Source organism: Mesorhizobium kowhaii (assembly GCF_003253745.1).
Lineage (GTDB): Bacteria > Pseudomonadota > Alphaproteobacteria > Rhizobiales > Rhizobiaceae > Mesorhizobium > Mesorhizobium kowhaii.
The window spans coordinates 1088685-1113915 of record NZ_MZXV01000013.1; the positions used below are offsets into that span (position 1 = coordinate 1088685).

General features: G+C 64.1%; 18 protein-coding genes and 1 pseudogene. 9 read left to right on the forward strand and 10 right to left on the reverse strand.

The window, feature by feature from the left end; all coding sequences use genetic code 11:
• Positions 1 to 59 precede the first annotated feature (59 nt).
• The 9 genes and pseudogenes from B5V02_RS07965 (at position 60) to B5V02_RS08010 (ending at position 10074) form a co-directional block, all read left to right on the forward strand.
• Entirely contained in the window at positions 60 to 956 is an 897-nt protein-coding gene (locus tag B5V02_RS07965) for an NAD-dependent epimerase/dehydratase family protein (protein WP_111543823.1), read from the forward strand.
• A gap of 103 nt (positions 957 to 1059) precedes the next feature.
• Positions 1060 to 1836 (forward strand): FadR/GntR family transcriptional regulator, encoded by a 777-nt coding sequence (locus B5V02_RS07970; protein ID WP_111543824.1) that lies wholly within the window; start codon positions 1060 to 1062, stop codon positions 1834 to 1836.
• A 256-nt stretch (positions 1837 to 2092) separates the two neighbouring features.
• Positions 2093 to 3318 (forward strand): annotated as a pseudogene (locus B5V02_RS07980) (MFS transporter).
• 157 nt (positions 3319 to 3475) lie between these two features.
• Positions 3476 to 4504 carry an HTH-type transcriptional regulator GntR gene (gene gntR / locus B5V02_RS07985; protein WP_111543569.1) on the forward strand — a complete coding sequence of 343 codons (1029 nt, stop codon included), beginning with the start codon at positions 3476 to 3478 and terminating at the stop codon, positions 4502 to 4504.
• Between the two features lie 304 nt (positions 4505 to 4808).
• Positions 4809 to 5936 carry a sugar ABC transporter substrate-binding protein gene (locus tag B5V02_RS07990; RefSeq protein WP_111543570.1) on the forward strand — a complete coding sequence of 376 codons (1128 nt, stop codon included), beginning with the start codon at positions 4809 to 4811 and terminating at the stop codon, positions 5934 to 5936.
• An 82-nt stretch (positions 5937 to 6018) separates the two neighbouring features.
• Positions 6019 to 7566 (forward strand): sugar ABC transporter ATP-binding protein, encoded by a 1548-nt coding sequence (locus B5V02_RS07995; RefSeq protein WP_111543571.1) that lies wholly within the window; start codon positions 6019 to 6021, stop codon positions 7564 to 7566.
• Complete coding sequence (locus B5V02_RS08000) at positions 7563 to 8543, forward strand: ABC transporter permease (RefSeq protein ID WP_111543572.1); 981 nt, start codon at positions 7563 to 7565, stop codon at positions 8541 to 8543. The genes B5V02_RS07995 and B5V02_RS08000 overlap by 4 nt, the downstream gene beginning before the upstream one ends.
• The gene (locus tag B5V02_RS08005; protein ID WP_111543573.1) at positions 8540 to 9526 is read left to right on the forward strand and encodes an ABC transporter permease; all 987 of its coding nucleotides are present in this window, start codon (positions 8540 to 8542) and stop codon (positions 9524 to 9526) included. The genes B5V02_RS08000 and B5V02_RS08005 overlap by 4 nt, the downstream gene beginning before the upstream one ends.
• A gap of 2 nt (positions 9527 to 9528) precedes the next feature.
• Positions 9529 to 10074, forward strand: a complete 546-nt coding sequence (locus B5V02_RS08010) for a gluconokinase (RefSeq protein WP_111543574.1) — start codon at positions 9529 to 9531, stop codon at positions 10072 to 10074.
• A gap of 16 nt (positions 10075 to 10090) precedes the next feature.
• On the opposite strand, the gene B5V02_RS08015 is transcribed toward B5V02_RS08010, so the two are convergent.
• The 10 genes from B5V02_RS08015 to B5V02_RS08060 form a co-directional block, all read right to left on the reverse strand.
• Positions 10091 to 10540 (reverse strand): RrF2 family transcriptional regulator, encoded by a 450-nt coding sequence (locus B5V02_RS08015; RefSeq protein ID WP_013530871.1) that lies wholly within the window; start codon positions 10538 to 10540, stop codon positions 10091 to 10093.
• A gap of 355 nt (positions 10541 to 10895) precedes the next feature.
• On the reverse strand, positions 10896 to 11882 hold the full coding sequence (locus B5V02_RS08020) for a sulfate ABC transporter substrate-binding protein (RefSeq protein ID WP_111543575.1): 987 nt from the start codon (positions 11880 to 11882) through the stop codon (positions 10896 to 10898).
• 227 nt (positions 11883 to 12109) lie between these two features.
• Positions 12110 to 13150: a sulfate/molybdate ABC transporter ATP-binding protein gene (locus tag B5V02_RS08025; RefSeq protein ID WP_111543576.1), complete on the reverse strand. Its 1041-nt coding sequence runs from the start codon at positions 13148 to 13150 to the stop codon at positions 12110 to 12112.
• A 69-nt stretch (positions 13151 to 13219) separates the two neighbouring features.
• Positions 13220 to 14104, reverse strand: a complete 885-nt coding sequence (gene cysW / locus B5V02_RS08030; protein WP_111543577.1) for a sulfate ABC transporter permease subunit CysW — start codon at positions 14102 to 14104, stop codon at positions 13220 to 13222.
• A complete protein-coding gene (cysT, locus tag B5V02_RS08035; RefSeq protein ID WP_111543578.1) occupies positions 14097 to 14948 on the reverse strand; it encodes a sulfate ABC transporter permease subunit CysT in 852 nt (283 codons plus the stop codon). Before cysT ends, cysW begins: the two co-directional genes overlap by 8 nt.
• A 22-nt stretch (positions 14949 to 14970) precedes the next feature.
• On the reverse strand, positions 14971 to 15999 hold the full coding sequence (locus B5V02_RS08040; protein WP_111543579.1) for a sulfate ABC transporter substrate-binding protein: 1029 nt from the start codon (positions 15997 to 15999) through the stop codon (positions 14971 to 14973).
• Between the two features lie 224 nt (positions 16000 to 16223).
• Positions 16224 to 16790, reverse strand: a complete 567-nt coding sequence (locus B5V02_RS08045; protein ID WP_111543580.1) for a DUF4915 domain-containing protein — start codon at positions 16788 to 16790, stop codon at positions 16224 to 16226.
• Complete coding sequence (locus B5V02_RS08050; RefSeq protein WP_111543581.1) at positions 16678 to 17400, reverse strand: M15 family metallopeptidase; 723 nt, start codon at positions 17398 to 17400, stop codon at positions 16678 to 16680. The genes B5V02_RS08045 and B5V02_RS08050 overlap by 113 nt, the downstream gene beginning before the upstream one ends.
• Positions 17401 to 17418: 18 nt before the next feature.
• Positions 17419 to 19509 (reverse strand): penicillin-binding protein 1C, encoded by a 2091-nt coding sequence (gene pbpC / locus B5V02_RS08055; protein ID WP_245445770.1) that lies wholly within the window; start codon positions 19507 to 19509, stop codon positions 17419 to 17421.
• A 178-nt stretch (positions 19510 to 19687) separates the two neighbouring features.
• On the reverse strand, positions 19688 to 25186 hold the full coding sequence (locus B5V02_RS08060) for an alpha-2-macroglobulin family protein (protein WP_111543583.1): 5499 nt from the start codon (positions 25184 to 25186) through the stop codon (positions 19688 to 19690).
• Positions 25187 to 25231: the final 45 nt, after the last annotated feature.

Here is a 25231-nt window from a genome sequence, read left to right on the forward strand (position 1 = left end):
TTGCGGATCGCAATATTGTCTGACAATACACATAAATCCCAGAGGATGTGGAGAGCAAAATGACGAAGCGGATCATGTTCACCGGCGGCAGCGGCAAGGCCGGACGCCATGTCGTGCAGTATCTGGTGGAGCAGGGCTGCCAGGTGCTCAACATCGACACCAAGCCGCTCGACAACCCCAAGGTGCGCACGCTGATCACCGACATCACCGACAGCGGGCAGGTGTTCAACGCGCTGTCGAGCTATATAGGTTTGCATGAATTCGACCCGTCGCTGCGCCCCCAGCCGGTCGATGCCGTGGTGCATTTCGCCGCCATCCCGCGCATCATGATCACCACCGACAACGAGGTGTTCCGCATCAATGCGCTCGGCACCTACAATGTCATCGAGGCTGCAGTGAAGCTCGGCATCCGCAAGGTGGTGATCGCCTCCAGCGAAACGACCTATGGGCTGGTGTTCGCCAACGAGCCGCGTGATCCCCAGTATTTTCCGCTTGACGAGGACTATGATGTCGATCCGATGGACAGCTACGCACTGTCCAAGGTCGTCAACGAGAAGACGGCTCGCGCGTTTGCGCTGCGCAGCGGCATCGACATCTATGCGCTGCGCATCGGCAACGTCATCGAGCCGCATGAGTATTCGCTGTTTCCGAAATGGTTCGCCGACCCGGGTTTCCGCAAGCGCATCGCCTGGAGCTATGTCGACGCGCGCGACCTTGGCCAGATCACGCTGCGTGCCATCGAAAAGGACGGGCTCGGCTATCAGGTATTCAACGCCGCCAATGACGACACTTCGTCCGACCTGCCGACGGCCGAACTCTTGAAGCGGTTCTATCCGGGCGTACCGGTCAAGGCCGAACTCGGTGAATATGAGACGCTGCTGTCGAACCGCAAGGCGCGGGACGTGCTGGGTTTTCGCCCGGAGCATAGCTGGCGCAAATACGTCACGCAGGCCTGATCCGCAGGAACAATTGGGGCTGATCTGTGCACAGCGGCCGGCTTTGCCGCCCGAGCCGCTTGCCGCGCTTGACAGCCCCTTCAATCCGGACTTTCTGGAGCCCATGCGGGACGCGAAGCCGAACAAGGAAAAATCGCCAGCGAAAGCGGCCTCCGGCGACCGTCCGGCCGGCGTTCGCCGACCTGACGCGGCGCGCATTCCAGGCTCGAGCGTCCATGCTTCGCTGGCCAGCGAGATTGGTCTCAGGATCGTGCGCGGCGACTATCCGCCCGGCACCATCCTGCCCAATGAAGCGAAATGGTCTGAGACCTTCAGCGTCAGCCGTTCGGCGGTACGCGAAGCGATCAAGATGCTGATGGCCAAGAGCCTGTTGGCGTCGCGCCCCAAGATCGGCAGCTGGGTCGAGCCGAAGGAACGCTGGAACCTGCTCGACCGCGATGTGCTGGCTTGGTACGCGACGTCACCGGATCGCGAGGTGTTCCTGAAGACCGTGCAGGAGTTCCGCCACATCATCGAGCCGGAAGCGACCGCCTTTGCCGCCATGCGGCGGACCGACGAGCAGATGGCCGAGATCAGCCAGGCCTGCCGCGAGATGGGCGAAGCGACCAGCCTGCAGGAGCGCACGCGTGCCGACACGCGTTTCCACCTGGCGATCCTGCGGGCATCCGGCAACGACCTTTTGGTGCCGCTTGGCGTGCTGATAGAATCCGCCTTCGATCATCTGTTCGCCTATACGACGCGGGAGCTGGATGATTTGCAGCATGCGCAGAAGCTGCATGAAGCGATCGAGAAGAACATCCGCCTGCAACGGCCGGATGCGGCGCGCAACGCGGTGCGCAAGTTGTTGGCCAACACCGACGGCGTCATCCGTTCGCGGTAGGCCGCTAAAGGATCGCGGCTAATTCTCCTTGTATGTCCGAAGGCGGCGCGCAGTTCGTCCTTGGCGTCCTCGAGCACTTTCTTTCGCGAAGCGGGCAGGTTCTTGCCGGAAAACTCCGCACACTGGCATCGGTTCCCATGTCCGCCCCTGGCCCTGGAGCCACGGATTTGCCCGCCGTGGCGCTGCTCTGCGCTGCGAATGCGCCGATAGTGGCGCAAACGGCAGCCGATTTTTGAGACCGCCGACAGGAAACGCCTTGACCCGAACCGACTTGAGCCGGCCGAGCCCCGGCATCGACAGCACCTATGCCTGGATGCGGCTCGCCATTTCGATGCTGCTGGCGACGATCGGCGCCGTCGGCATGTGGGCAGTTGTCGTCGTGCTGCCCGCCGTGCAGGCAGAGTTCGGCGTTGATCGCGCCGCGGCGTCCATGCCCTACACCGCGACCATGGTCGGTTTCGCCGCCGGCAACGTGCTGGTCGGCCGCGCCATCGACCGTATGGGCTACTGGATCCCGGCGCTGCTCTCCTCGATTGCGCTCGCCGCTGGCCTCCTGCTCGCGGCGCTGTCGACTTCGATCCTGCAATTCACCCTGGCTCAAGGGTTGCTGATCGGTGTCGGCACGTCGGTGATCTTCGGGCCGCTGATCGCCGATATCTCGCACTGGTTCAATCGCCGGCGCGGTGTCGCGGTGACGGCAGCGGCCGCCGGCAACTACCTTGCTGGAGCATTCTGGCCGACCATCATGCCGACGCTGATGAAGGCGGAGGCTGGCGCTTCACCTATGCCGCAATCGGCATCTTCTGCCTGGTGACCATGGTGCCGCTGGTGCTGCTATTGCGGCGCGGTGCCCCGGCGGCGGCCGCCGGTTCGCCGGGAAGCCAGCCGGTGCAGTCGATTTCGCTGTCGCCGGCGGCGTTGCAGGTGCTGCTGGTCGTCGCCGGCCTCGGCTGCTGCGTGGCGATGTCGATGCCGCAGGTGCATATCGTCGCCTATTGCATGGATCTCGGCTACGGCATGGCGCACGGCGCCGACATGCTGTCGATCATGATGGCGGCCGGCGTCGTCAGCCGGCTGGCGTCCGGTTTTCTCGCCGACCGCATCGGCGGCGTGAAGACGCTGCTCATCGGCTCGGTGCTGCAGTGCCTGTCGCTGCTGTTCTACATCCCGTTCGACGGGCTCGCCTCGCTCTACGTCGTCTCGCTGGTGTTCGGCCTGTCGCAGGGCGGTATCGTGCCTTGCTATGCGATCATCGTGCGCGAATACATGCCGGCCAGGGAGGCCGGCCAGCGTATCGGCATCGTCATGATGGCGACGATCTTCGGCATGGCGATCGGCGGCTGGATGTCGGGCTGGATTTACGACCTCACCGGCTCCTATGCCGCGGCATTCCTCAACGGTATCGCGTGGAATTTGCTGAACATACTGGCGATCGGGTTGTTGTCGTGGAAGGCAAGGCGAAGTGTTGTGGCGATGGCCTGAACGGGTCAGGTCGGTTCCCTTTGCTTGACAAGGACGACAGGCTGCGCGACGCCAGACGATGAGTGGGTGCGGCAAAGCGGGCCGGTGAGATGACGACAGCAAGGACGTTCGTATCGCGACCGCGCTTTGGCGGGTGCTTTTCCGAGCGAGCACGTCCTTGATCAAGCCGCGCTCGCGCCGGGGCGGCGGCCGCCCAACCATTGCCGATGTCGCGCGCAAGGCTGGCGTCGGCGCCATTACCGTGTCGCGCGCCTTGCGCGAGCCGGAGCGTGTCTCGGAAGAGTTGCGCCGCCAGATCCAGGCCGCCGTTGACGAACTCGGTTACGTGCCGGACCCGAATGCACGGGCCCTGGCCTCGGCGCGCGCCGAGGTGTTCGGCGTGCTGGTGCCGTCGCTCACCAACAACGTCTTTGCCGAGGTGGTGCGCGGCATCTATGACAGCTTGTCGGCCAGCCCGTTCCGCATCCAGCTCGGCAACACCCACTATTCCGGCCTCGAGGAAGAGCGGCTGCTGCAGGTGTTCGGTTCGCAGCGGCCGGCAGCGCTGATCGTCGCCGGCATCGACCAGACACCGGCGTCGCGAAAACTGCTGGAGAGCGCCGGCTGCCCGGTGGTTCAAGTCATGGAAACCGGGCCCGATCCGGTCGACATGATGGTCGGCTTCTCGCATTTCGACGGCGGCAGGACGGCGACCGAACATCTGATCGAGGCGGGCTACCGCCGCATCGGTTTCATCGGCGCGCGCATGGACCCGCGCTCACAGCGGCGCCTGGCCGGCTATCGCGCGGCGATGGAGGCCGCCGGCCTGTTCGACCCGCGCCTTGTCACCACCACGCCAGTGCCTTCGAGCGTGTCGCTCGGCCGCGAAATGCTCCGCGACGCGCTGGCCAAGGTGCCGACGCTCGACGGTGTCTTCTGCAACAATGACGACATCGCGCTCGGCGTGTTGTTCGAGTGCCATCGCGCCTCGATCGCGGTGCCGAAGACGATCGGCATCGTCGGCTTCAACGACCTCGACATGATGCAGGTGGCGTTTCCTTCGATCACCAGCATCCGCACCCACCGCTATGAGATCGGCCGACGCGCGGTCGCCATGGCGCTGGCGGCGATCGCCGGCAACAGGCCGGAACAGCGGATCGTCGATCTCGGTTTCGAACTCAAGCGCCGCGAGAGCACCGCCCGTTGAAACACACAGAAGCGACTGTGTGAATGCCGGTTTACACGACGTCATGGTAGCGCTACCAATTGCCCACTTTGGAAACTCGCGGCAAAAGACAGGGCCTGTTTATTATATATAAGCGACAGCTTATGCTTGTTTATTATGTATAATATGATAGTTTTTGTTTCCGATTGAGAGGTGGCAAAGGAGGGCAGCGGGTCAGCATTGGCGACTTAAAAAGCGCGGCCAGGCAAGGCGGGAGGCGTCTGGCCGGACGCGTGAAGTGCATGGCAGCCAACAACAATCAAAACTGCAACTGGGAGGAATATCGATGATCAAGTCACTCATGGGTGGCATCGTTGCCGCCACTGCATTTGTCATGCTCAACTCGGCCGCAATGGCCGCCGGCCCCGAAGTCGTGAAGGGACCAGCCGCCGAGGCGGACTGCTTCGCGCCCTGGGCCGCAGATACGCTGTTCTTCAAGTTTCCCAAAAAAGATGGCCCATATCGGATCGCGCTCGCCAATGGCTATATCGCCAACACCTGGCGCATCCAGATGATCCAGACCGCCAAGGCTTACGCAGCGCAAAAGGACGTCGCCGCCAAGCTGAAGGAATTCAAGGTGGTGTCGACCGGCGAGGATGTGCCGGCGCAGATTTCGGCGATCAACAACTTCATCGATTCCGGCTATGACGCGATTGTCGTCAACGCGCAGAATCCGACCGCTTTCGCGCCGGTCATCAAGCGCGCCAAGGAAGCCGGCGTCGTACTGGTCGCCTTCGACAACATTCTCGATACCAAGGATGCCATCAACGTCAATGTCGATCAGAAGGGCCTCGGCGAACTTTGGGGCAAATGGCTGATCAGCCATATACCCGATGGCGGCAAGATTCTTGAAGTGCGCGGCGTTGCCGGCACGTCGGTCGACACCGATCGCCACAATGGCATCCATGAGGTTCTCGACGCTTCGGGCAAGAAATGGGACGTCACCGAAGTCGCCGGCAAGTGGGACGATCCGACAGCGCAGAAGGTCACGGCTGACGCGATCGCTACCAATGGTCCGTTCGTCGGCATCACCGGTCAGGGTGGCGACACCGGCATCGTGCAGGCGATGATCGACGCCAAGCATCCGTTCGTACCGTTCGGCGGCGAAACAGAGAACGGCTTCCGCAAGTTCTGCGCGGCCCATGCAGCGGACGGGCTGAAATGCTCGTCGGCCGGTACCGGCCCGGCCCAGGTGGCGGTTGCCATCAAGACGGCGATCTCGGCACTTGAAGGCAATGTCGTCCCGCAGTCGGTCAAGCTGCCGCTCGCGATCGTCGAGGATCCGAACTTCAAGGCAGGTCAGGATTTCTTCCCCGATCAGTCCGACAATTTCTTCGTCGGTAATTCCTTCCCGACCTGCGGTATCAATTTCACCGCGCAGGAAATCATGGGCCAGACCAAGGCTGACCAGTAGGCGGCACACCCGGCGCCGCGGGATCTCCCGCGGCGCCGACCACTCCGATATCCCTAGTCGTCAAAGTGCCTCGGGAGGGCCGATGGACGGTGCGGTTCCGCTCTTCCGGATGGAAGGCATATCAAAGCGCTATGGTGGTGTGCGGGCGCTGGAAAAGGCCGAGCTTTCGGTCTCATCCGGCAGCATTCACGCCATCCTCGGCGAAAACGGCGCCGGCAAATCGACGCTGATCAAGGTGATGGCGGGCGTCGTCGCGCCCGACGAAGGCCGCATGACGCTGGATGGCCGCGAGGTGACGTTCGCTTCGCCGGCTGCCGCCAACCAGGCCGGCATCGTCTGCATCTTCCAGGAGCTGTCGCTGGTTCCCGAGCTCAGCGTCGCCGACAACATCGTCATTTCCGACCCGCCGACGCGGTTCGGCATGATCGACCGCAAGGCACAACGCCGCATCGCGGAGGAAGCGTTGGCGCGCGCGGGCGCCGCAGACATCCATCCGCTGGCGCTGGTCAAGGACCTGCCATTGTCGCGCCGCCAGATGGTCGAGATCGCCAAGGCGCTGGCACGCAAGCCGCGCATCCTGATCCTCGACGAAGCGACCTCGGCGCTGACCGCGACGGATGTCGCCAAGATTTTCGGCGTGCTGAAGCGGCTGCGCTCGGAAGGGCTGGCACTGCTCTATATCTCGCACCGCATGAACGAGATCGCCGAACTGGCCGACCAGTGCACGGTGTTTCGCAACGGTCGCAATGTCGCCAGTTACGCGGCGGGCACAAAGAGCGACAATGAAGTCGTCGAACTGATGATTGGGCGCGAATACAGCCACATCTTTCCGCCGAAGCCGGTGCGCAATTCGGCTGCCGCCGTTCCGGTGTTGGAGGCACGCCAGCTTTCATGGACCGACCGGTTGGACGATGTTTCGCTGACGGTTGGCGCAGGCGAGGTGGTTGGTCTTGGCGGTCTCGACGGTCAGGGCCAGCGCGAATTGCTGCTTGCCTTCTTCGGCGTGCTGCGCGGCCTGTCCGGTCAGATCCTGATCGACGGCAAGCCGGTCGCGATCGCCAGCCCTGCCGCTGCACGCCATGACGGGATCGGCATGGCGCTGATCCCGGAAGATCGCAAGACGGAAGGGTTGATGCTGCCGATGACGGTGCGCGAAAACCTCTCTTTCGCCGCGCTCGACCGGTTGTCCAAAGCCGGCATCATCGACCGCGCCGCCGAGCAGCGGCTGATCGACGACATGGTCGGCTTGCTGGCGATCAAGACGGCCGGTCTCGACATTCCGGTTGGGGCGCTGTCTGGCGGCAACCAGCAGAAGGTAGTCATCGCCAAATGGCTGATGCGCCAGCCGCGCATCATCCTGCTCAACGATCCGACGCGCGGCATCGATGTCGGCACCAAGCAGGAACTCTATCAGCTGATGCGCAAGCTCGCCGATGCGGGTGCTGCGATCCTTTTCTATTCGACCGACTATGACGAACTGATCGGCTGCTGCGACCGCGTGCTGGTGCTCTATGACGGCGCGGTCAAGCGCGAGCTGGTCGGCGCCGAGATCACCGAGCGGGCGCTGATCGCCAGCGCGCTCAACATCCATGGCGAAGAGAGCCCCGTGAGCCAAGGAGCAAACGCGTGAAGGATTGGCGCTACTGGCTGGCCGAACAGCGCGGAACGCTGCTGGCGCTCGGCATCTTCGTCGTCATGTTCGTGATCTACACCTCGAACCATCCGGCAGGCTTCACCGCCAACGTCGTGCAGACGGCCTCGAACAAGGGTGTGCTGCTGGCCTTCGTCGCCATGGCGCAGACGCTGGTGGTGATCACCGCCGGCATCGACCTTTCCGTCGGCATGATCTTCACGCTGACCAATTGCCTCGCCTCGTGGCTGGTGATTGGCTCCGGCATCGAGACCGCCTTCGGGGTTATTGCTGTGCTGGGCACCGGACTGCTGTGCGGCGCGATCAACGGCGCCATTGTGATTTATGGGCGGCTGCAGCCGATCGTCGCCACCATCGCCACCGGCGCGGTCTACTTTGGCATCGCGCTGCTGCTCAGGCCATTCCCCGGTGGCTCGGTCAACGAGGACCTCGCCGACGCGCTGACCGGGCGCCTGTTCGGCGTGGTGCCGGCCAGCCTGATCGTGTTGCTCGCCGTGGTGCTGATCGTCTGGGTGCCGTTCAGCCGCTCGGTGCTCGGTCGTGCGGCTTACGCAGCCGGCTCGTCGGAGATGGCGGCCTACATGTCCGGCGTGCCGATCCGCCGTGGAAAATTCGCCGCCTACGCACTGGCAGGGCTGCTTGCCGCGGTCGGCGGGCTGTTCCTGACCTTCTTCACCTATACCGGCGATGCCGCCTATGCCAGCGGCAACGCCTATACGCTGTTCTCGATCGCCGCCGTCGTGCTCGGCGGCGTTTCGCTGTTCGGCGGCAAGGGCAGCGCCATCGGCGCGATCTTCGGGGCGCTGGCCTTCCGCACTATCGGTGACCTGCTCTTCGTCTTCGATTTCGATCCGCTCTGGCAACCGTTGTTCCAGGGCGTTATCCTGCTGATCGCCGTCAGCCTCGGCGCCTTCGCCCTGTTCAGGGTCCGCAACCGGCTGGAGTGGTTCCTGTGAGCGAAACGACCATCGGTGGTATTGCTGGGCGCATGCCGAAATTCATCCGCCGCGCCGACCCGGCGGTGCTCACGGCCTTTGCCTGCATCGTGCTGCTGCTGTTCCTCGGCAGCCTCTACTCCAGAAGCTTCCTGTCGCCGGAATATCTGCTGCAGCAACTCAAGGTGGCTTCGTTTCTGGGCGTCATCGCCACCGGCATGATGCTGGTCATCCTGCTTGGCCAGATCGACCTGTCGGTGCCATGGTCGGTGGCAGTGGGTGCCATGATGGCCAGTGCGGTGGCCGCCTTCGGGCCGGCTGGCGTCGCGTTGGCGATCCCCTTCGGCATTTTCTGCGGCGTCGCGATCGGCGTGGTCAACGGCATCGGTGTCGCCTATCTGCGCATCCCCTCGATGATCATCACGCTGGCCACCAACGCCGTCGCGCAAGGGCTGATGGTGGTCTACACTGGCGGCTTCTCGCCACAGGATTCGTCGACCGGCGCGATGCGCTATCTGGCGACCGGCTTCGCCATTCCAGGCGTGCCCAACGCGGTCATCATCTGGGCGCTGATCGGCGCGGCGATGGTCTTCGTGCTGACCCGCACCAGCTTCGGCCGCGCCGTCTACGGCATCGGCAACCGCGAGCGCGCTGCCTATCTCTCCGGCATCGACACGCGGCGCGTGGTGATGATCGCCTTTGCCATCTCCGGGGGGCTTTCGGCCTTCGGCGGCGTGCTTCTGGCCGGCTATGCCTCCAAGGCGGCGCAATCGATGGGCGATGCTTATCTGTTACCGTCGATCGCCGCGGTGGTGCTTGGCGGCACCTCGATCCTGGGCGGACGCGGCTCCTATCTCGGCACCGTCGCCGGCGTCATCCTGATCACGCTGCTGCAATCCATCCTGTCGGTCATGCAGATGCCGGAGGCGGGGCGGCAGATCGTCTATGGCGTCGTCATCGTTGCCATGCTGTTGCTCTACGGCCGCGCGCCGGCAAGCCGCTGACAGTGGACGAAAAGGCAGCACAGGCGCCAACGGGCGCTCCCGGTTCGGTGCCGGCCATTGTGGTGATGGGCGTCGCCGGCTGCGGCAAGTCGGCCGTCGGCATCGCGCTGGCCGCCGCACTGGGCGTTACCTTTATCGAGGGCGACCGGCTGCATCCTCCCGAAAACGTCGCGCGCATGGCCAGCGGCGAGCCGCTCACCGATAAACTGCGCGAAGGCTGGCTTGACGCGATCGGCGAAGGCATCGCGGCGTCGGCGGAGCAGGGACAAGGGGTGGTCGCCGCCTGCTCGGCGCTGAAGCGCAGCTATCGCGAGCGGCTGAGCGGCTTCTGCTCGGAGATCGTCTTCCTCTATCTGGAGATCGACCCTGCCACGGCCAGGCGGCGTGTCGGCAGCCGCAAGGGCCATTTCATGCCGGCGAGCCTGGTTGACAGCCAGTTCGCCATCCTCGAGCCGCCGGACGCGGATGAGCGGGCATTGACGCTCGATGCGACGCGCTCGGTCGGCGAACTCGTCGCTGCCGCAGTCCGCAAGATACGCGGGTCATGAGCCCGCGTATCGGGAACTAAATCTGCGACGTCAGTTCGACCGGAAAATCATCATTGTCGGCATCGCGCATGGCGGCGAGGCTGCGGTTGTCCAGCACTTCGGCAATCGCCTGGCGTACTTCCAACATCATGTGCCGGACCTGGCAGGTCGCCTCGTCACAGTCCTCGCAGCGCTGATATTGCGTGCGGCTGGCGCAGGGGATCGGCGCCAGCGGTCCGTCAAGCACGCGCACGACATGGCCGATCTTGATTTCGGAGGCCGGCCGGGCGAGGCGATAGCCGCCTTCCTTGCCCTTGCGGCTCTGGACGAAGCCGGCATTGCGCAACTCGCCCAGGATGGCATCGAGGAATTTCTTCGGGATGTTGTTGGCAACCGCGATGTCGTTGACAAAGGCCAGTTGGCCGGCCGGCAGGCCGGACAGATGCACGAGGGCCTTGAGGCCGTATTTGCCTTTTTTTGTCAGCATGCCCAGATCAACCCATTGAAGCCCCAACCACCCGCATCTGGCGACTGTTTGTGTGCAAATAATGACGTTTTCGCCGCGCGATGATGTTTCGCGAAAACAAGTCGCCAGATGGCACGTTAGGCACAAACGCGTTGATTCTTTGTAACGTTTTGCATGGATGTCGCCGATAGAGCCTGTTCCATCCCGATGAAATCGGGATGGGGCTCCACCTCTTGCCCTGAGCATGATCTTCCGAAAACCGGATTCCACTTTTCGGGATCATGCTTTGGTTCGCTGAAAACCGGATTGCCGGCGCACGAAACGAAAAGGCCGGCAAGGCGCCGGCTTTCTCGTTCACCTCGGATGTTTGCTGCTGTCAGCGGCTGCCGTAGGTCTGGTCGAGCAGGCCGCCGGCGGCGAAATGCTCCTTCTGCACCTTGTCCCAGCCGCCGAAGACGTCATCCACCGTCAGCAGGCGGACATCGGGAAACTGAGCCTTGTATTTGGCTGCAACAGCCGCGTCGCGGACGCGGTTGCCGTTCTGGGCGAGGATGTCCTGACCTTCAGGCGTGTAGAGGAAGTCGAGATACGTCTTGGCCAGATCGCGCGTGCCATGCTCGTCGGCCACCTTGTCGACGATCGCCACCGGGAATTCGGCGAGCAGGCTGACCGAGGGCGTGACCTGCTCGAACTTGTCGTCGCCATATTCCTTGCGGATGCCGCGCGTCTCGGACTCGAAGGTGATCAGCACGTCGCCGATTTCGCGCTGCACGAAGGTGGTGGTCGCGGCGCGGCCGCCGGTATCGAAGATCGGGACGTTGTTGAACAGCTTGGTGATGAATTCCTTCACCTTGGCGTCGTCGCCCTTGAAGGCTTCCTTGGCGTAGGCGGTGGCCGCCAGATAGGTGTAGCGCGCATTGCCCGAGGTTTTCGGGTTGGGGAATATCACCTGCACGCCGTCGCGCACGAGATCGTTCCAGTCCTTGATGTGCTTGGGGTTGCCGGCGCGCACCAGGAAGGACGGCAGCGAATAGAAGGGCGAGGCGTTGTTGGGAAAATCCTTCTGCCAGTCGGTCGAAACGAGGCCCTTCTTGACCAGGAAATCGATGTCGGTGACCTGGTTGAAGGTGACGACATCGGCGCCAAGGCCTTCGGCGATGGCGCGCGCCTGCGCTGAGGTGCCGGCATGCGACTGGTCGACGGTGACGCCGGGATGTCCTGCGATGAAGGCCTTGTTGACCTGGACGAACAGTTCGCGGCCGACATCATAGGATGCGTTGAGCAGTTTGTCGGCCGACCAGGCTTGGGAGGATGCGAGAAACAGGCCGGCGACAGTGGCAACGCCAAGGAAAAATCGCTTCATGAAAAACAGGCTCCGATGCAATGCGTTTATGGTTGGACCATAGCGGTGGCTCGTGGTGTGCGACGAGGCACACGCTGCGGCTCCATGCCCTTGCCACGAGAAAAGGTATCCCCAAAACGACCGGCTGTTAGGATCTCCTTCCAGGCATGAGTCTTTTCGATGCCCCAGCCGACACAATGACGCTGCGTGCGCGCCAATCCTTCCCAAACCGATGGGGAGGCGGTGGATCAGGCGGCCGGGAAAAGCTTCCACCGACCGGGGCGGAAGGCCACCCGGCTTTTCTGTGCTGCGGGGTGATCGACCGGCAGTTCGATTTCGACCCGCTGGCGCTCGCCGCCGATCTCAAGCTCCACCCGCCGCGTGCCGGCGACGCGCCGGCTGGCGGCGACCGTGCCGGCGATGCAGCCACTGCAGCCGTCCAGCAACTCGACATCGTGCGGGCGGAAGAACAGCGTCGCATCGCCCGAGGGCTCGTGGGGCGCGGAAAGTCCGATCGGACGGTCGGCGAGCCAGATCTCGCCATTCTCGACCTTGACGGGAAGCGAGCTCGATTCACCGATAAAGCCGTAGACGAAGGGCGAGTTCGGCGTGTCGTAGATATCGTCGGCGGTGCCGACCTGCTCGATGCGGCCCTGGCTCATCACCACGACGCGGTCGGCAAGCTCCAGCGCCTCTTCCTGGTCGTGGGTGACGAAGACGGTGGTGTGGCCGGTGGCGTCATGGATTTCGCGCAGCCAGCGGCGCAATTCCCGGCGCACCTGTGCGTCGAGCGCGCCGAAGGGCTCGTCGAGCAGCAGCACCTTGGGTTCGATCGCCATGGCGCGCGCCAGCGCCACGCGCTGGCGCTGGCCACCGGAGAGCTGTGCCGGATAACGCTTCTCCAGCCCCGAAAGCTGGACGAGGTCGAGCAGTTCGGAAGCGCGGCGGCGGATCTCCTGCACCGGCGGGCGCGACGGCCCGTGCCGGACCTTGAGGCCGAAACCGATATTGTCGGCGACCGTCATGTGCCGGAACAGCGCATAGTGCTGGAAGACGAAGCCAACATTGCGCTCCTGGATCGACTTCTGCGAGGCGTCCTCGTCGCCGAAGAAGATTTTTCCCCGTGTCGGCCGCTCCAGCCCGGCGATCAGCCTGAGCAGGGTCGTCTTGCCGGAACCGGACGGCCCCAGCAGCGCGATCAGTTCGCCCGACTTGATATCGAGTGACACGTCATGCAGCGCCGGAAACCGGTCAAACTCCTTGCGCACGTTGGCAACGCGAACTTCCATGCAAACCCCTTTTTTGTCGATGCATGTCGTTATCCCAAAACCGGTATCCCACTTTTGGGCGACATGCATTCAGTGTCCGCGCGTCGCGGCGATCTCGGCGCCGTAGCGCATCTCGAGAAGTGTTTTCAAGACCAGCGTGACGAGCGCCAGGCCCGCAAGCAATGAAGCGACGGCAAAGGCGCCGACGGCGTTGTACTCGTTATAGAGGATTTCGACATGCAGCGGCATGGTGTTGGTCAGGCCGCGTATGTGACCCGACACCACCGAAACCGCGCCGAACTCGCCCATGGCACGTGCATTGCACAGAAGCACGCCGTAGAGCAGCCCCCATTTGACGTTGGGCAATGTCACATACCAGAAGGTCTGCCAGCCATTGGCGCCAAGCGACAGGGCTGCCTCCTCGTCGCCATTGCCCTGTTCCTGCATCAGCGGGATCAGTTCGCGGGCGACGAAGGGGAAGGTGACGAAGACGGTGGCCAGCACGATGCCCGGCACGGCAAACAGGATGGCGATGCCATGCGCCTTCAGCCAGCCGCCGAGAAGCCCCTGGGCGCCGAACAGAAGCACATAGACCAGACCTGATATGACCGGCGAGACCGAGAAGGGCAGGTCGATCAGCGTGGTCAGGAAGGCCTTGCCCTTGAACTCGAACTTGGCGATCGCCCAGGCGGCGGAGATGCCGAAGACGATGTTGAGCGGCACCGAGATCGCGGCGACAAGCAGCGTCAGCCGGATCGCCGAGCGCGCGTCGGGATCGCTCAGCGATTGCGTATAGGCGCCGACGCCTTTCGCCAGCGCTTCGTTGAAGACGATGATCAGCGGCAACAGCAGGAAGATGCCGAGGAAGGCGAAGGCGATAGTCATCAGCGCCACGCGCGCCGGGCGGCTCTCCGTGACGGCCGCCGACTGGCTCTCGTGGTACGGTTCGTAGGATTTGATCTCGGGGTCAGCCATAGCGTTTGCGGCTCCATGTCTGCACGAGATTGACGACCAGCAGCATGACGAACGACAAAGCGAGCATGATCGCCGCGATCGCGGTCGCCGCCGGATAATTGTATTCCTCCAGCCGAATGACGATCAGCAGCGGTGCGATCTCGGATTTGTAGGGCAGGTTGCCGGCGATGAAGATGACCGAGCCGTATTCGCCGACGCCGCGTGCGAAGGCGAGCGCGAAGCCGGTGACGATGGCCGGCGCCAGGCCCGGAAACAGAATACGGGTGATGATCTGGAAGCGGTTGGCGCCGAGCGTGGCGGCGGCTTCCTCAACCTCCTTGTCGATCTCCTCCATGATCGGCTGCACGGTTCGCACGACGAAGGGCAGGCCGATGAAGATCAGCGCGATGACGATGCCGAGCGGCGTATAGGCGACCTTGATGCCGAGCGGCATCAGCAATTTTCCGATCCAGCCGTTCGGCGCATAGAGTGTCGTCAGCGCGATGCCGGCCACCGCCGTCGGCAGCGCGAAGGGCAGGTCGACCATGGCATCGACGATGCGGCGGCCGGGAAAGCGGTAACGCACCAGCACCCAGGCGACCAGCGTGCCGAACACGACATTGACGGCAGCCGCGATGAAGGCGGTGCCGAAGCTGATTTCAAGCGCGTTGATGGTGCGGCGATCGGTGGCGATGGCCCAGAATTCAGGCCAGCCAAGGGCGGCCGAGCGCCAGAGCAGCCCGGACAGCGGGATGAGGATGATGAGGGTGAGGTAGGCAAGCGAGAAGCCGAGCGTCAGTCCGAAACCCGGAATGACACTCGGCTGCCTGAATCGCCACCCCGCCTGCGCGGGTGCTGTGGTCATATCGTCCTGATCTAGATCTAGCTCACTGGGCCGGCTTGTAGATCTGGTCGAATATACCACCGTCGCCGAAATGATAAGGCTGTGCTTTCTTCCAGCCGCCAAAAAGCGGATCGTCGATGGAGATCAGCTTGATTTCAGGTGTTTTGGGGAGGTCCTCCGGCGCCACAAGGTCGGGCTTGGCCGGACGATAGTGGTTCTTGGCGATGATCGTCTGCCCTTCCTTGGAATAGAGCCAGCCCAGATAGGCTTCCGCCACCTTGCGCGTGCCCTTGGCGTCGACATTGGCGTCGACAATTGCCACCGGCGGCTCGGCCAGGATCGATGTCGGCGGGTAGACGATGTCGAAATTGTCGGCGCCGAATTCGTCGAGTGCCAGATAGGCATCGTTTTCCCAGGCGATCAGCACGTCGCCGATGCCCTTTTGTGCGAAGGTCACGGTCGAGCCGCGCGCGCCGGTGTCGAGCACCGGGGCGTTGGCGTAAAGCTTGCCGACGAACTCCTTGGTCTTGGCCTCGTCGCCGCCATCATTGGCGTTGGCGTAGGCCCAGGCGGCGAGATAGTTCCAACGCGCGCCGCCGGAGGTCTTGGGGTTGGGCGTGATCACCTGTGTGCCGTCCTTGACGAGGTCGTTCCAGTCGTGAATGCCCTTGGGATTGCCCTTGCGGACGAGAAAGATGATCGTCGAGGTGTAAGGCGCTGAATTGTTTTCGAATTTGGTGCGCCAGTCGGGATTGATCTTCTTTGATTTCGAGACGATGGCGTTGATGTCGCCTTCGAGCGCCAGCGTCACCACATCGGCGTCGAGGCCGTCGATCACGGCGCGGGCTTGGGCGCCCGATCCGCCATGCGACTGCTGGATGGTGACCGTTTCGCCGGTCTCGGCCTTCCAATGTGCCGCGAAAGCTTCGTCATAGGCCTTGTAGAGCTCGCGTGTCGGATCATAGGACACGTTGAGAATGGTGGTATCGGCAAACGCGAAACCGAGCGTGCCGAACTGGACAGATGTGGCGACCAGTGCGCCGAGCAGTTTCCTGAAATGAGGTTTGGTCATTTCTGCCTCCGTTGAACTCGTGCCAAATCTACTGAAATGATAGAAATTAGATGCATTCAATCTTGCCTTTTTTGCCCCCTTGAAGAAAATTCTCGACGACATTTCGCTCTGCGGAGAAATTTCTTCCTCATGGCTGGACTGGGCGAACGCCGAGCCTGCCTGATGTTTCATCTAGGCTTGGGGCCGGCCGGGACAAGGACTTCGCCGGCGAGGGGGCGATTCGCTCAGCCTTCGCTGTCGATGGTGATCAGCGAGGCCATGTTCGGGCTGTTGAGCGGGACCGACGAGGGACAGCGACAGCCCGCAATGACGGCGACGTCGAACAACTCGGTGATGTGTCCCTTCAACTCGATCCACTCGGCTATGCCGCCGGTGTGCAGGTCGATGATGTAGAGCGCGCAGCGCGGCTCGGCGTCGCGCGTCTGCAGGTTGGCCTGCAGTGGCAGGTCCTTGAAGAGGCCATCGCGGGGCAGGGACGTGGTGACGATGGCAAAGCGGCCATGAAGGCTCAGGCCGCGCAGGAAGCCGGGGCAGAAGGCGATGTTCTGCTTTTCCTTCGTGCTGGGATCGATGCGGACCAGGAAGCCGCGGCCGGAATCGAGCACCCACAGCGCGCCGTCATGGACGCGCGGCGAATGTGGCATCGACAAATCGTCGACCACCACCGGCTTGGGCGCCTCACTCGGCAGTGATTGGAAAATCGAAACGCTGCTTGGCGAAAGGTTCGTGTTCCAGCGTAAAGTGCCACCATTCGCGGGCATAGTTTTTGAAGCCGGCGGCGCGCATGGCATCGAGAAGCATCCTGCGGTTTGCCGCCACCTCGCCGGCGAGCCCGCGGTGGGCAGTTTCGCTCATCGGGTCAAAGCAGTCGAAGCCGCTGCCGAAATCGAGCGTGTCGGCATCGACAGCGCCGCAGGCCGGTTTCGGCGCGGATATGCCGTCGGTTCGCGCGATGGCGACATCGACCGTCGAGCCGCGAGAATGGCTGGACAGTTCACCGACATAGCCGTTGGCGATGAGGTCGCCACGCTTGACCCGCGGATACCATTGCGGATCAGGTGGCCCACCCTCTCGCGTCCATTGCCCCATGTCGGCGACGGCACGGGCAGGTCGGTAGCAATCGAACACGACCAGGGTCAGGCCTTTGGCGGCAATTGCCTTCTGGATGCCGGAGAGCGCCCTGGCGGCCTGCTCGGTGAGTATGCAGACCGGCGCCTCATAGCCATTGGCTTTGCGATGGAGGAAATTGCCCGATCCGGCGTAACGGATGTCCTGGCGGATCGAGGGGTCGATATCGGTGAGGCGAACAAAGCCGGCGGGCAGGGTGTCGGCATGGGCCGGCAGAGCGAAAGCCGCGACCGTCAGCGCGCAAAAGCCAATGCGCTGAATCGCCTGGCGCATTCTATGCAAGGAACGCTTTCACTCGACGAACACCTTTACGCTGGCCGCACGTCCAGCGGCGTCGATGACGGTCAGCGTCGAGTAGCCGGCGCCGTCCGGTTGCCACGTCGCGGTTCGGCGGCGGTCGATGCCGATGAGCGGCTTGCCGTTGGCTAGCCAGCGGAACGGCGCGCGGCCGCCTTGCAGCTTCAGCACCAGCGGCGAGGCATCAGCAGAGTTGGTGCCGAGGTCGACGCGGGCGCCGTCCGGCGGAAAGATGATGGTCGGCGCGGGTTCGGTCGGCGTCGCCTGCACCAGGCCGTCCGAACCGGCGCCGAAGCGGGCGAGCGTCACCGGCAGGTCCTCGCGTTTGGGGCTGAAGACGCCGGGGGGCTTGCCCGGCAACGGCACGGTGACCAGACCCGAACGGACAAAGCCCTCGAACAGGATCGGGGCGGCCGAGACATAGCCGGAGAGGCCAGGCACCGCGCCGGCGTCGGGACGGCCGACCCAGACGCCCAGCACATAACGGCCGTCGAAGCCGACCGACCAGGCGTCGCGGTAGCCATAGGAGGTGCCGGTCTTGTAGGCGATGCCGCGTTGCAAGGCGCCCTCGGGCGGCTTGACGCCCGACAAGATGTCGATGATCTGCCAGTTCGCCCGACCGTCGAGGATAGTGGCGGTGGTGCGCTCGGCATTGGCCGGCTCGGTGCCGTCATGCAGAGTGTGCGTCTTGCCGCCATTGGCGAGCCCCGTGTAGAGCTGGACGAGATCGCGCAGCGTAATCCCAACGCCGCCGAGGCCGATGGCCAGGCCCGGCGCCTCGTTGACCGGCAGCGTGGGGCTCACACCGGCCTGACGAAAGCGCGCCATCAGCCGCGTTGGTCCGACCGCGTCGAGCACGCGGATCGCCGGCACGTTGAGCGACAGCTGCAGCGCCTGGCGGATGCTGACGTCGCCCTGGTAGCCCATGTCGAAATTCTTCGGCCGGTAGCCGGAGAAATCGACCGGGCTGTCATCGATCAGCGTTTCCTGTGCCACCAGCCCCTGTTCGAAGGCAAGCCCATAGATGAACGGCTTCAGCGTCGAGCCGGGCGAGCGGACGATCTTGGTCATGTCGATCCAGCCGGAGCGGCTGGCATCGAAGAAATTGGCCGAGCCGACTTCGCCAAGAATGTCGCCGGTGCGGGCGTCGGCCAGCACCATGGCGACGGACAGGCGGGGCCCAAGCTTGGTGGCGGCATCCCTGGCCACCTGCTCCAGCCCTTCCTGGACGCTCTTGCGGATCGTCAGTTGCAAGGGCTGGCCGGGCACCGCCTTGGGCAGCATCGCATAGGCGGCGTGGGCGGCGAGCGTCGGCAAGGTGCGGCGCAGACCCGACACATCGTCGAGGGCGGCACGCGCGGCCTCGCGCTCGCCGAGCAGGCCGGAGGAGACCATGCGGGTCAGTACCCGGTCGCGCGCGGCGTGGCCGATCTGCAGGTTGCGGTCGGGCCGGCGCTTTTCCGGCAGTTGCGGCAAGGCAACGAGCAGGGCGGCTTCGGAAACGGTGAGCCGCTTCGGCTCCTTGCCGAAATAGGCGAGCGAGGCGGCGCGGACACCTTCCAGATTGCCGCCATAGGGCGCCAGCGTCAAATAGCGTTCGAGGATCTCGCGCTTGGACAGCCGGCGCTCGATCTGGATGGCGCGCAGCATCTGCTTGATCTTGGAACCGAGGCTGCGGCTTTCGCGCGGCTCGATCAGCCGGGCGAGCTGCATCGACAGGGTCGAGCCGCCGGAGACGATATGGCCGCTGGTGGCGAACTGGCCGGCGGCGCGGGCCAGCGCCAGCACGTCGACGCCCTCATGGTCCCAGAAGCGCTTGTCCTCATAGGTGACCAGCATGTCGACGAACTGCTTGTCGACCTGGTCGAGGCGGGTTTCGAGCCGCCAATAGCCGTCAGGCGTGGCAAAGGCGCGCAACAGCTGGCCGTCGCGGTCCTGAACTTCCGTCGAGACCGTGAGTTCGGCCGGCAGCGGCGGCGGAAAGGCGCGATCGAGTTCCCAGAGGCTAGCGACGGAAAGGGCAAGGATGCCGGCGCAGGATGCTGCGGTGATGGCTGCGCGGCGCAGGAATTTTTTCGAGAGCATGGCGCTGCCCCTCATCCGCCTGCCGGCACCTTCTCCCCGTGTAGTGACGGGGAGAAGGGAAGCGCACCAACGCTGGCGACCCCCTCTCCCCGTTGTTCACGGGGAGAGGGTAAGGGTGAGGGGCGGTGCGACAGCACGTCGTTAGCCTCAGTCGAGCAGTTCGCGGCCCTCTTCATCGCTACGGCGCCTTGACCTCCATCATGCCGGTGGCGGTGCGAGCCGAATATTGCGGCCGGTACATATCCTCCACCGTCGCCGCCGGATGGGCGTAGGTGCCGGGCGTCACCGCGCGCACGACATAGGCCAGCGTGATGTTGCGGTCGCCGTCGCCCTCATTGGGGTTGAACGCTGCGACGAAACGGTCGTCGCGGAATTCGAGATGGGCGGCGTCGGTCTGGGCGAGCCAGGAGAAGTTCGACAATTGAGCACTGGAGACCAGGCCCGGATTGTCGATCTCGAAGCCTGCCGGCAACAGGTCGGTGATCAAGAGTCGCGAAGGCCATCTGTTCTGCTCGTAGATCTTGAGCACAACAACATAGCGTTCGTTCTGCGTCGCCTCGGTGACGTTGGCTTCAGTGCCATCGAGCTTGTAGTAGGTGCGGCCGATGGTGAAGCCGTCGCCGCTGGCCGGCAGCGGCTGGATTGGCGACGCCACGGTGGTGACGACGGCCTGCAGCGGGGTCTTGCCGGTGTTGGCGATGGCGAGCGGGCTGTCGACCAGGTCGCTGCCGTTGACCTGGTTGGAATAGCCGCCTGAATGCGGCGCGCCATTGACGGTCAGCGTGATCGAATCATTGCCTTCCTTCAGTGCACGGGCCGCCAGCAGCATCCAGGATTCGTCCTGGGTGCTGGTCCAGTCCGCTTCGGCGCGTTCCTTGGTCACCAACTTGATCAGCTCCGGCACGATCGTCGGCACCGGCTTCGATTCCGCCGCCAGCGCCAGCATCGCCGCGCCGTCACGTAGCGGCGAGCCGTAGTCGGAGCGGTAGTAATCGTAGTCGCTGGTCGACTTGGCGAGCTGCAGGGCGGTCTTGAACGTCGCTTCGGCGCGCGGCGTATCACCGTAGAGCGCCAGGCTCGCCGCCAGCTGGGCAACCGCCATCGGGCTGGAGAAGGCTTCGAGCTGGGTGTCGGCATAGTAGCGCAGGTCGCCGATCGAGGCCTTCTTGTTGCGAGCCAGGTCGTAGAGGGCGTAGGCGATCTCGCTGCCACGGTCCTGTACGCTCTGGTCGTAGCCCAGCGAGTTCTGCAGGTTGCTCAGCGCCTGGTTCATGGCCAGGCTCGGCACGTCGTATTTCTGCTCGCGCGCCCTGGTCAGGAAGTCGGTGACATAGGCGTCGAGCCAGAGATCGCCGGAGCCCGGGCCCCACAGGCCGAAGCTGCCGGCCGAGGCCTGGTAGCTCAGAACCTTGTAGATAGCATCCTGGATGCGGCCATGCAGGTCGGGGTCGCTGGCCATGCCGATGCCGGACGCCAATTCATTGACGTAGAGAAGCGGCATGGCGCGGCTGGTTGTCTGCTCGGCGCAACCATAGGGGTAGCGGTCGAGCGTCATCAAAAGCGACGGCACGTCGAAGGCTGCCGCTTGCGAAACGCCGACGCTGACGGAGGCGCCGTCGAGCAGGCTTGCCGCCAAGAGCTCCTTGTCGACGCGCAGCGCGCCGCCATTGCCCTTGAGGTCGACCACCAGGCGGGTGGTGACCGGCAATTGCGCCGGACGCACCGGCACATAGAGCGTCTGCTCGACGGCAGTGCCGTCGGTATGGGCAAGCTTGATGGTGATCGAGGCGTTGCCCGCCGTCTGTGCGATCAGCGGCACGGTCAGGGTCTGCCGCTTGCCCTTGGCCAGCGTCAGCTTTTCAGGCAGAGGCTTGTCGCCGGTCGACAGGTCGCCTGTCGTGTTTATCGACAGCGCATAGTCACCGGCCGGGCCATCGGTGTCGGCGACATCGAGGCGCATCACGGCGGCGTCACCAGGCGCCAGGAAGCGCGGCAGGCCGGCGGTGATGACCACCGGATCGCGCACGATGACGTCGGACTGGGCATGGCCGACCGCTTCCTTGGTCCAGGCGACAGCCATGACGCGCACGGTGCCGTTGAACTGCGGAATGTCGAAGTCGATCCGCGCCTTGCCGTCGGCATCGAGCTGAACCGGACCGGAGAAAAAGGCGACCAGCTTTTCGGTCGGCGGGCTACCTTGCGTCTGCATGTTGGCGCCGTCGCCGCCGGTCCTGAGCTTGCCGGTGTTACCCAGCGAGCCGTCGATCAGGCGGCCGTAGAGGTCGCGGATTTCCATGCCCAGCATGCGCTGGCCGAAGAACCAGTTTTCCGGGTCTGGCGCCTTGTAGTTGGTCAGGTTGAGGATGCCCACATCGACGGCGGCAACCATGACATAGGCATTGCTGCCCGGCTGCACGCCGGCCACCGCGACCGGGATCGACAGCTGCTGGCGCGGCATCGTCTTGTCCGGCGGCGTCAGGGTGACGGCGAGCTTCTTCGAGCCCGGATCGACCTTCAGCCATTTCACGCCGATGGCGCGGGCCGGCATGCGCGTCTCCTGCGCATCGCCAGGCCGGAACAGGGTTGCCGTGACATAGGCACCGGCGCCCCAGTCGTCGCCGACCGGGATGTCGACGGTGCTGCCGCCGGACGGCACGGTTGCCGTGACGGTCTTCAGCAGCTTGTCGGAGCCGATGTTGATCAGAAGTTCGCCGGCAAAATGCGGCGAGACCTTGAGCTTGGCCACTTCGCCAGCGGCATAGGTGTCCTTGTCGAGGGCGATCTCGAGGCCGTCAGGCGTTTCGGTGGTGGTCGAGGAGACGTACCAGCCGGCGTCGAACTCGTAGCTGGTCGCTGGTCCCTCGGGATCCGATGTCTCGACCTCGAGCCGGTACTGGCCCCAATCGACCGGCACGGAGACCGTTGCGTCGCCGTCGGCGCTGAGGTCGACCTGGCCGTTGGCGATCGACTTGGTGAAGGTGACCGGCTCGTAGTTCCAGGAGTTGTTGGAGCGGTACCACTGGTAATTGCGATCAACCTTGACCAGCGTCCATTGCGCGCCTTTCAGCGCCTCACGCTTGCCGTCGGGATCGACGGCGATCAGGCTGAACTTGGCCGTACCGCCTTGCGGCACTTCATTGTCGGCGAAATCCGGACGGATGCCGATCATATGGCCTTGCGGGCGGATGCCGATGTTGAGCGAACGCTCGATGGCGCGGCCGCCGGTTTCGCGCATGCGCACCGTCACCTTGGCGTCGACCAGCTTGGTGGTCGAGGGCAGTTGTTCAACGGAGACCGGGAAGGTCACCTTGCCGTCATCGCCAACCACCGGCAGATCGGTGAGGGGGGTGACCGTGGGTTCGGCCGACTGCTCGTCGGCGAGGCCGAACGAAAAGCCCTGGAAACGGTCCCAATCGCGGGACGTCGACAGCGTCAACTCACCTTCCAGTGCCAGGCCGGCCGCCGGCGCGCCATAGAGGAAGCGCCCGTCAATGTTGATGTTAGCGGTTTCGCCCTGCGCGATTTCCTGTTTGTCGGCGGTCATGTCGAATTCGATGCGATCCGGCACGAAATCCTCGACCAGGAACATCTGGCTGGCGACAGCCGGCTGCTTGGGATCGGTGTAGATCGACACCGACCAGGTGCCGCGCATGGCGTTGGGCTCGAGCGGCAGGTCGACGGCATGGCCGCCGGCGGATGCGCCGTCGCTGACGATGCGGCGGTCCTCGACGCCGTCGGGGCGCGAGAAGATGAAGGTCAGCGGCAGGTTCTCGACCGCCTTGGCGGCGCCATCGCGGGCAAGGGCCGCGACATGGACATCCTCGCCGGCGCGGTAGATGCCGCGCTCGGTCCAGGCATAGACGTCGAGCGCGCCGGGCGCCGGGCGCCCGGTGACGCCGCGGTCGGACAGGTCGAAGCCGGCCCGGCCCATGTCGAGGAAGACGAAATCATTATCGCCCTGCTTGGCCATCAGCACCGCCGGCACCATGCCGCCGTCGCCACGCGTCAGTCCAGGGTTGAAGACGGCGTGGCCGTCCGCATCCGTGGTCGCGGTGCCGAGAACCTCGTTGTTCCTGGCAACCAGCGTCAGTTCGGCGCCTGTAATGGGCTTGGCGCTGCCCAGCGAACGGGCAAAGACATTGAGGCCGTCCTGGCCGGTATAGGTCGACAGGCCGATGTCGGAGACGACGAACCATTGCGTGGCCATCGAGTTGTAGTCGTCGCTCTTGTCGTTGACGGCCTGGGCGGTCAGCACATAGACGCCGGGCTTGCGCTGCGGCAGCGCTTCGTCGACCGGGAAGGAGGTGGTGACCTCCTTGTTCAGATCATTGGCGATGTCGAGCTGGCCTTGCCAGACCGGCTCGCCCATCTGCTCGGAAATGTTGGAGATGTCATAGCTGTCGAGCTGGTGGAGGAACTGATAGCCCGACAGAAGCTGTGCCAGCGAACGGTCGCCGATGCGGTAGAGCTTCATTGCGGCGGCGTTCATGTTGACGGTGACGACCGGAATGCCGCGGCGCGCGCCGGCCGGCAGCACGAAGCTGTCGCCGGTGAAGCGGGCCGAGGGGGCCCGGTCCTGGACATAGATCGACAGCACCACGGGCGCGGCAGTCACCTCGCCGATGGCGGCCGGCAGGCCGGCGCGGAAGGTGACGTCGTAATGCTGGCCATGCTCCAGACCTTCGACGCAGATCTGCTTGTCCTTGGCCTCGACGCCCTTGGGCGGCGCGTTGTCGACGGTGACGAACTGGGCGTAGTCGACGCCGGTCTTGACCAGATCCTCGGAGAATTGCGCGCAGATGCGCGGCGCGCTGGTGTCGGCATCGACGGTGTGGTCGATGACGCGGAAACCCTTGCGGGCCTTCAGATCGGCGTAGTCGGCCTGGACCGCCGGCGAGGGTACCAGCGCAAGGCTGGCCTCATAGGCCTGCAGGGCCGGCCGGTATAGATCACGCTTGTCGAGGCCGTTGCCGAGCAACGCCAGCACTTCGGCGCGCGTCTTGGTGGTGCGCAACAGCTTGTAGGCGTTGAAGGCGGCCGAAGTGCCGTTTGCCGGCAAAGTGGAGGCTTCGGAGGTGTTGGCGGCAGGCTGCACGGCCAGCGTTTCGCGCGCCAGGTTGAGCCAGAGCTGGCCATCATCGGGCATGACGGACACGGCGCCTTCATATCTCAGCATGGCGGAGCGGTGGTCGCCGGTAAGCACAGACTGCTCGGCGGCATTCGTCAGCGCCGTCAGCCCTTCGGTCGGCTTGATATAGGCCGGACCCAACAGCTTGTTGCGGTATTGCTGGGCCTGGTCGGCCATCCAGTTGGGGAAGAAGGCAAGTTCCGGCGGCGCGCCGATGTCGGGGTCGCCATCGATGTTGACGACCTTGCCGGCGACCGCGCCGTTGAAAGGCTTCAGCTGGTTGTAGTCGGATTTGAGGAAACACCATTTGGCCTTGGTGTTGTAGGTGAAGGCGCGGCAGGCCGGATCGCCAAGACATGTCGTCTTGCACTGGTCGAGCGTGAGATTCTGGTCGGACCTGAGATCAAAGCCGAAATAATCGGAATTGTCTGTTGTCGCGATTCGCCGGGCCTCAGTCGCTTGCGCGACACCGCTCCAGGCTAAGACATTGGCCCAGGCAAAAAAGATAAGAATCAGGATCGACAGACCACGAGCCGCGCGCATTGCCATAACACCCTCCCAGACACTGCTGACGTCCAGGCATGATCAAGCATC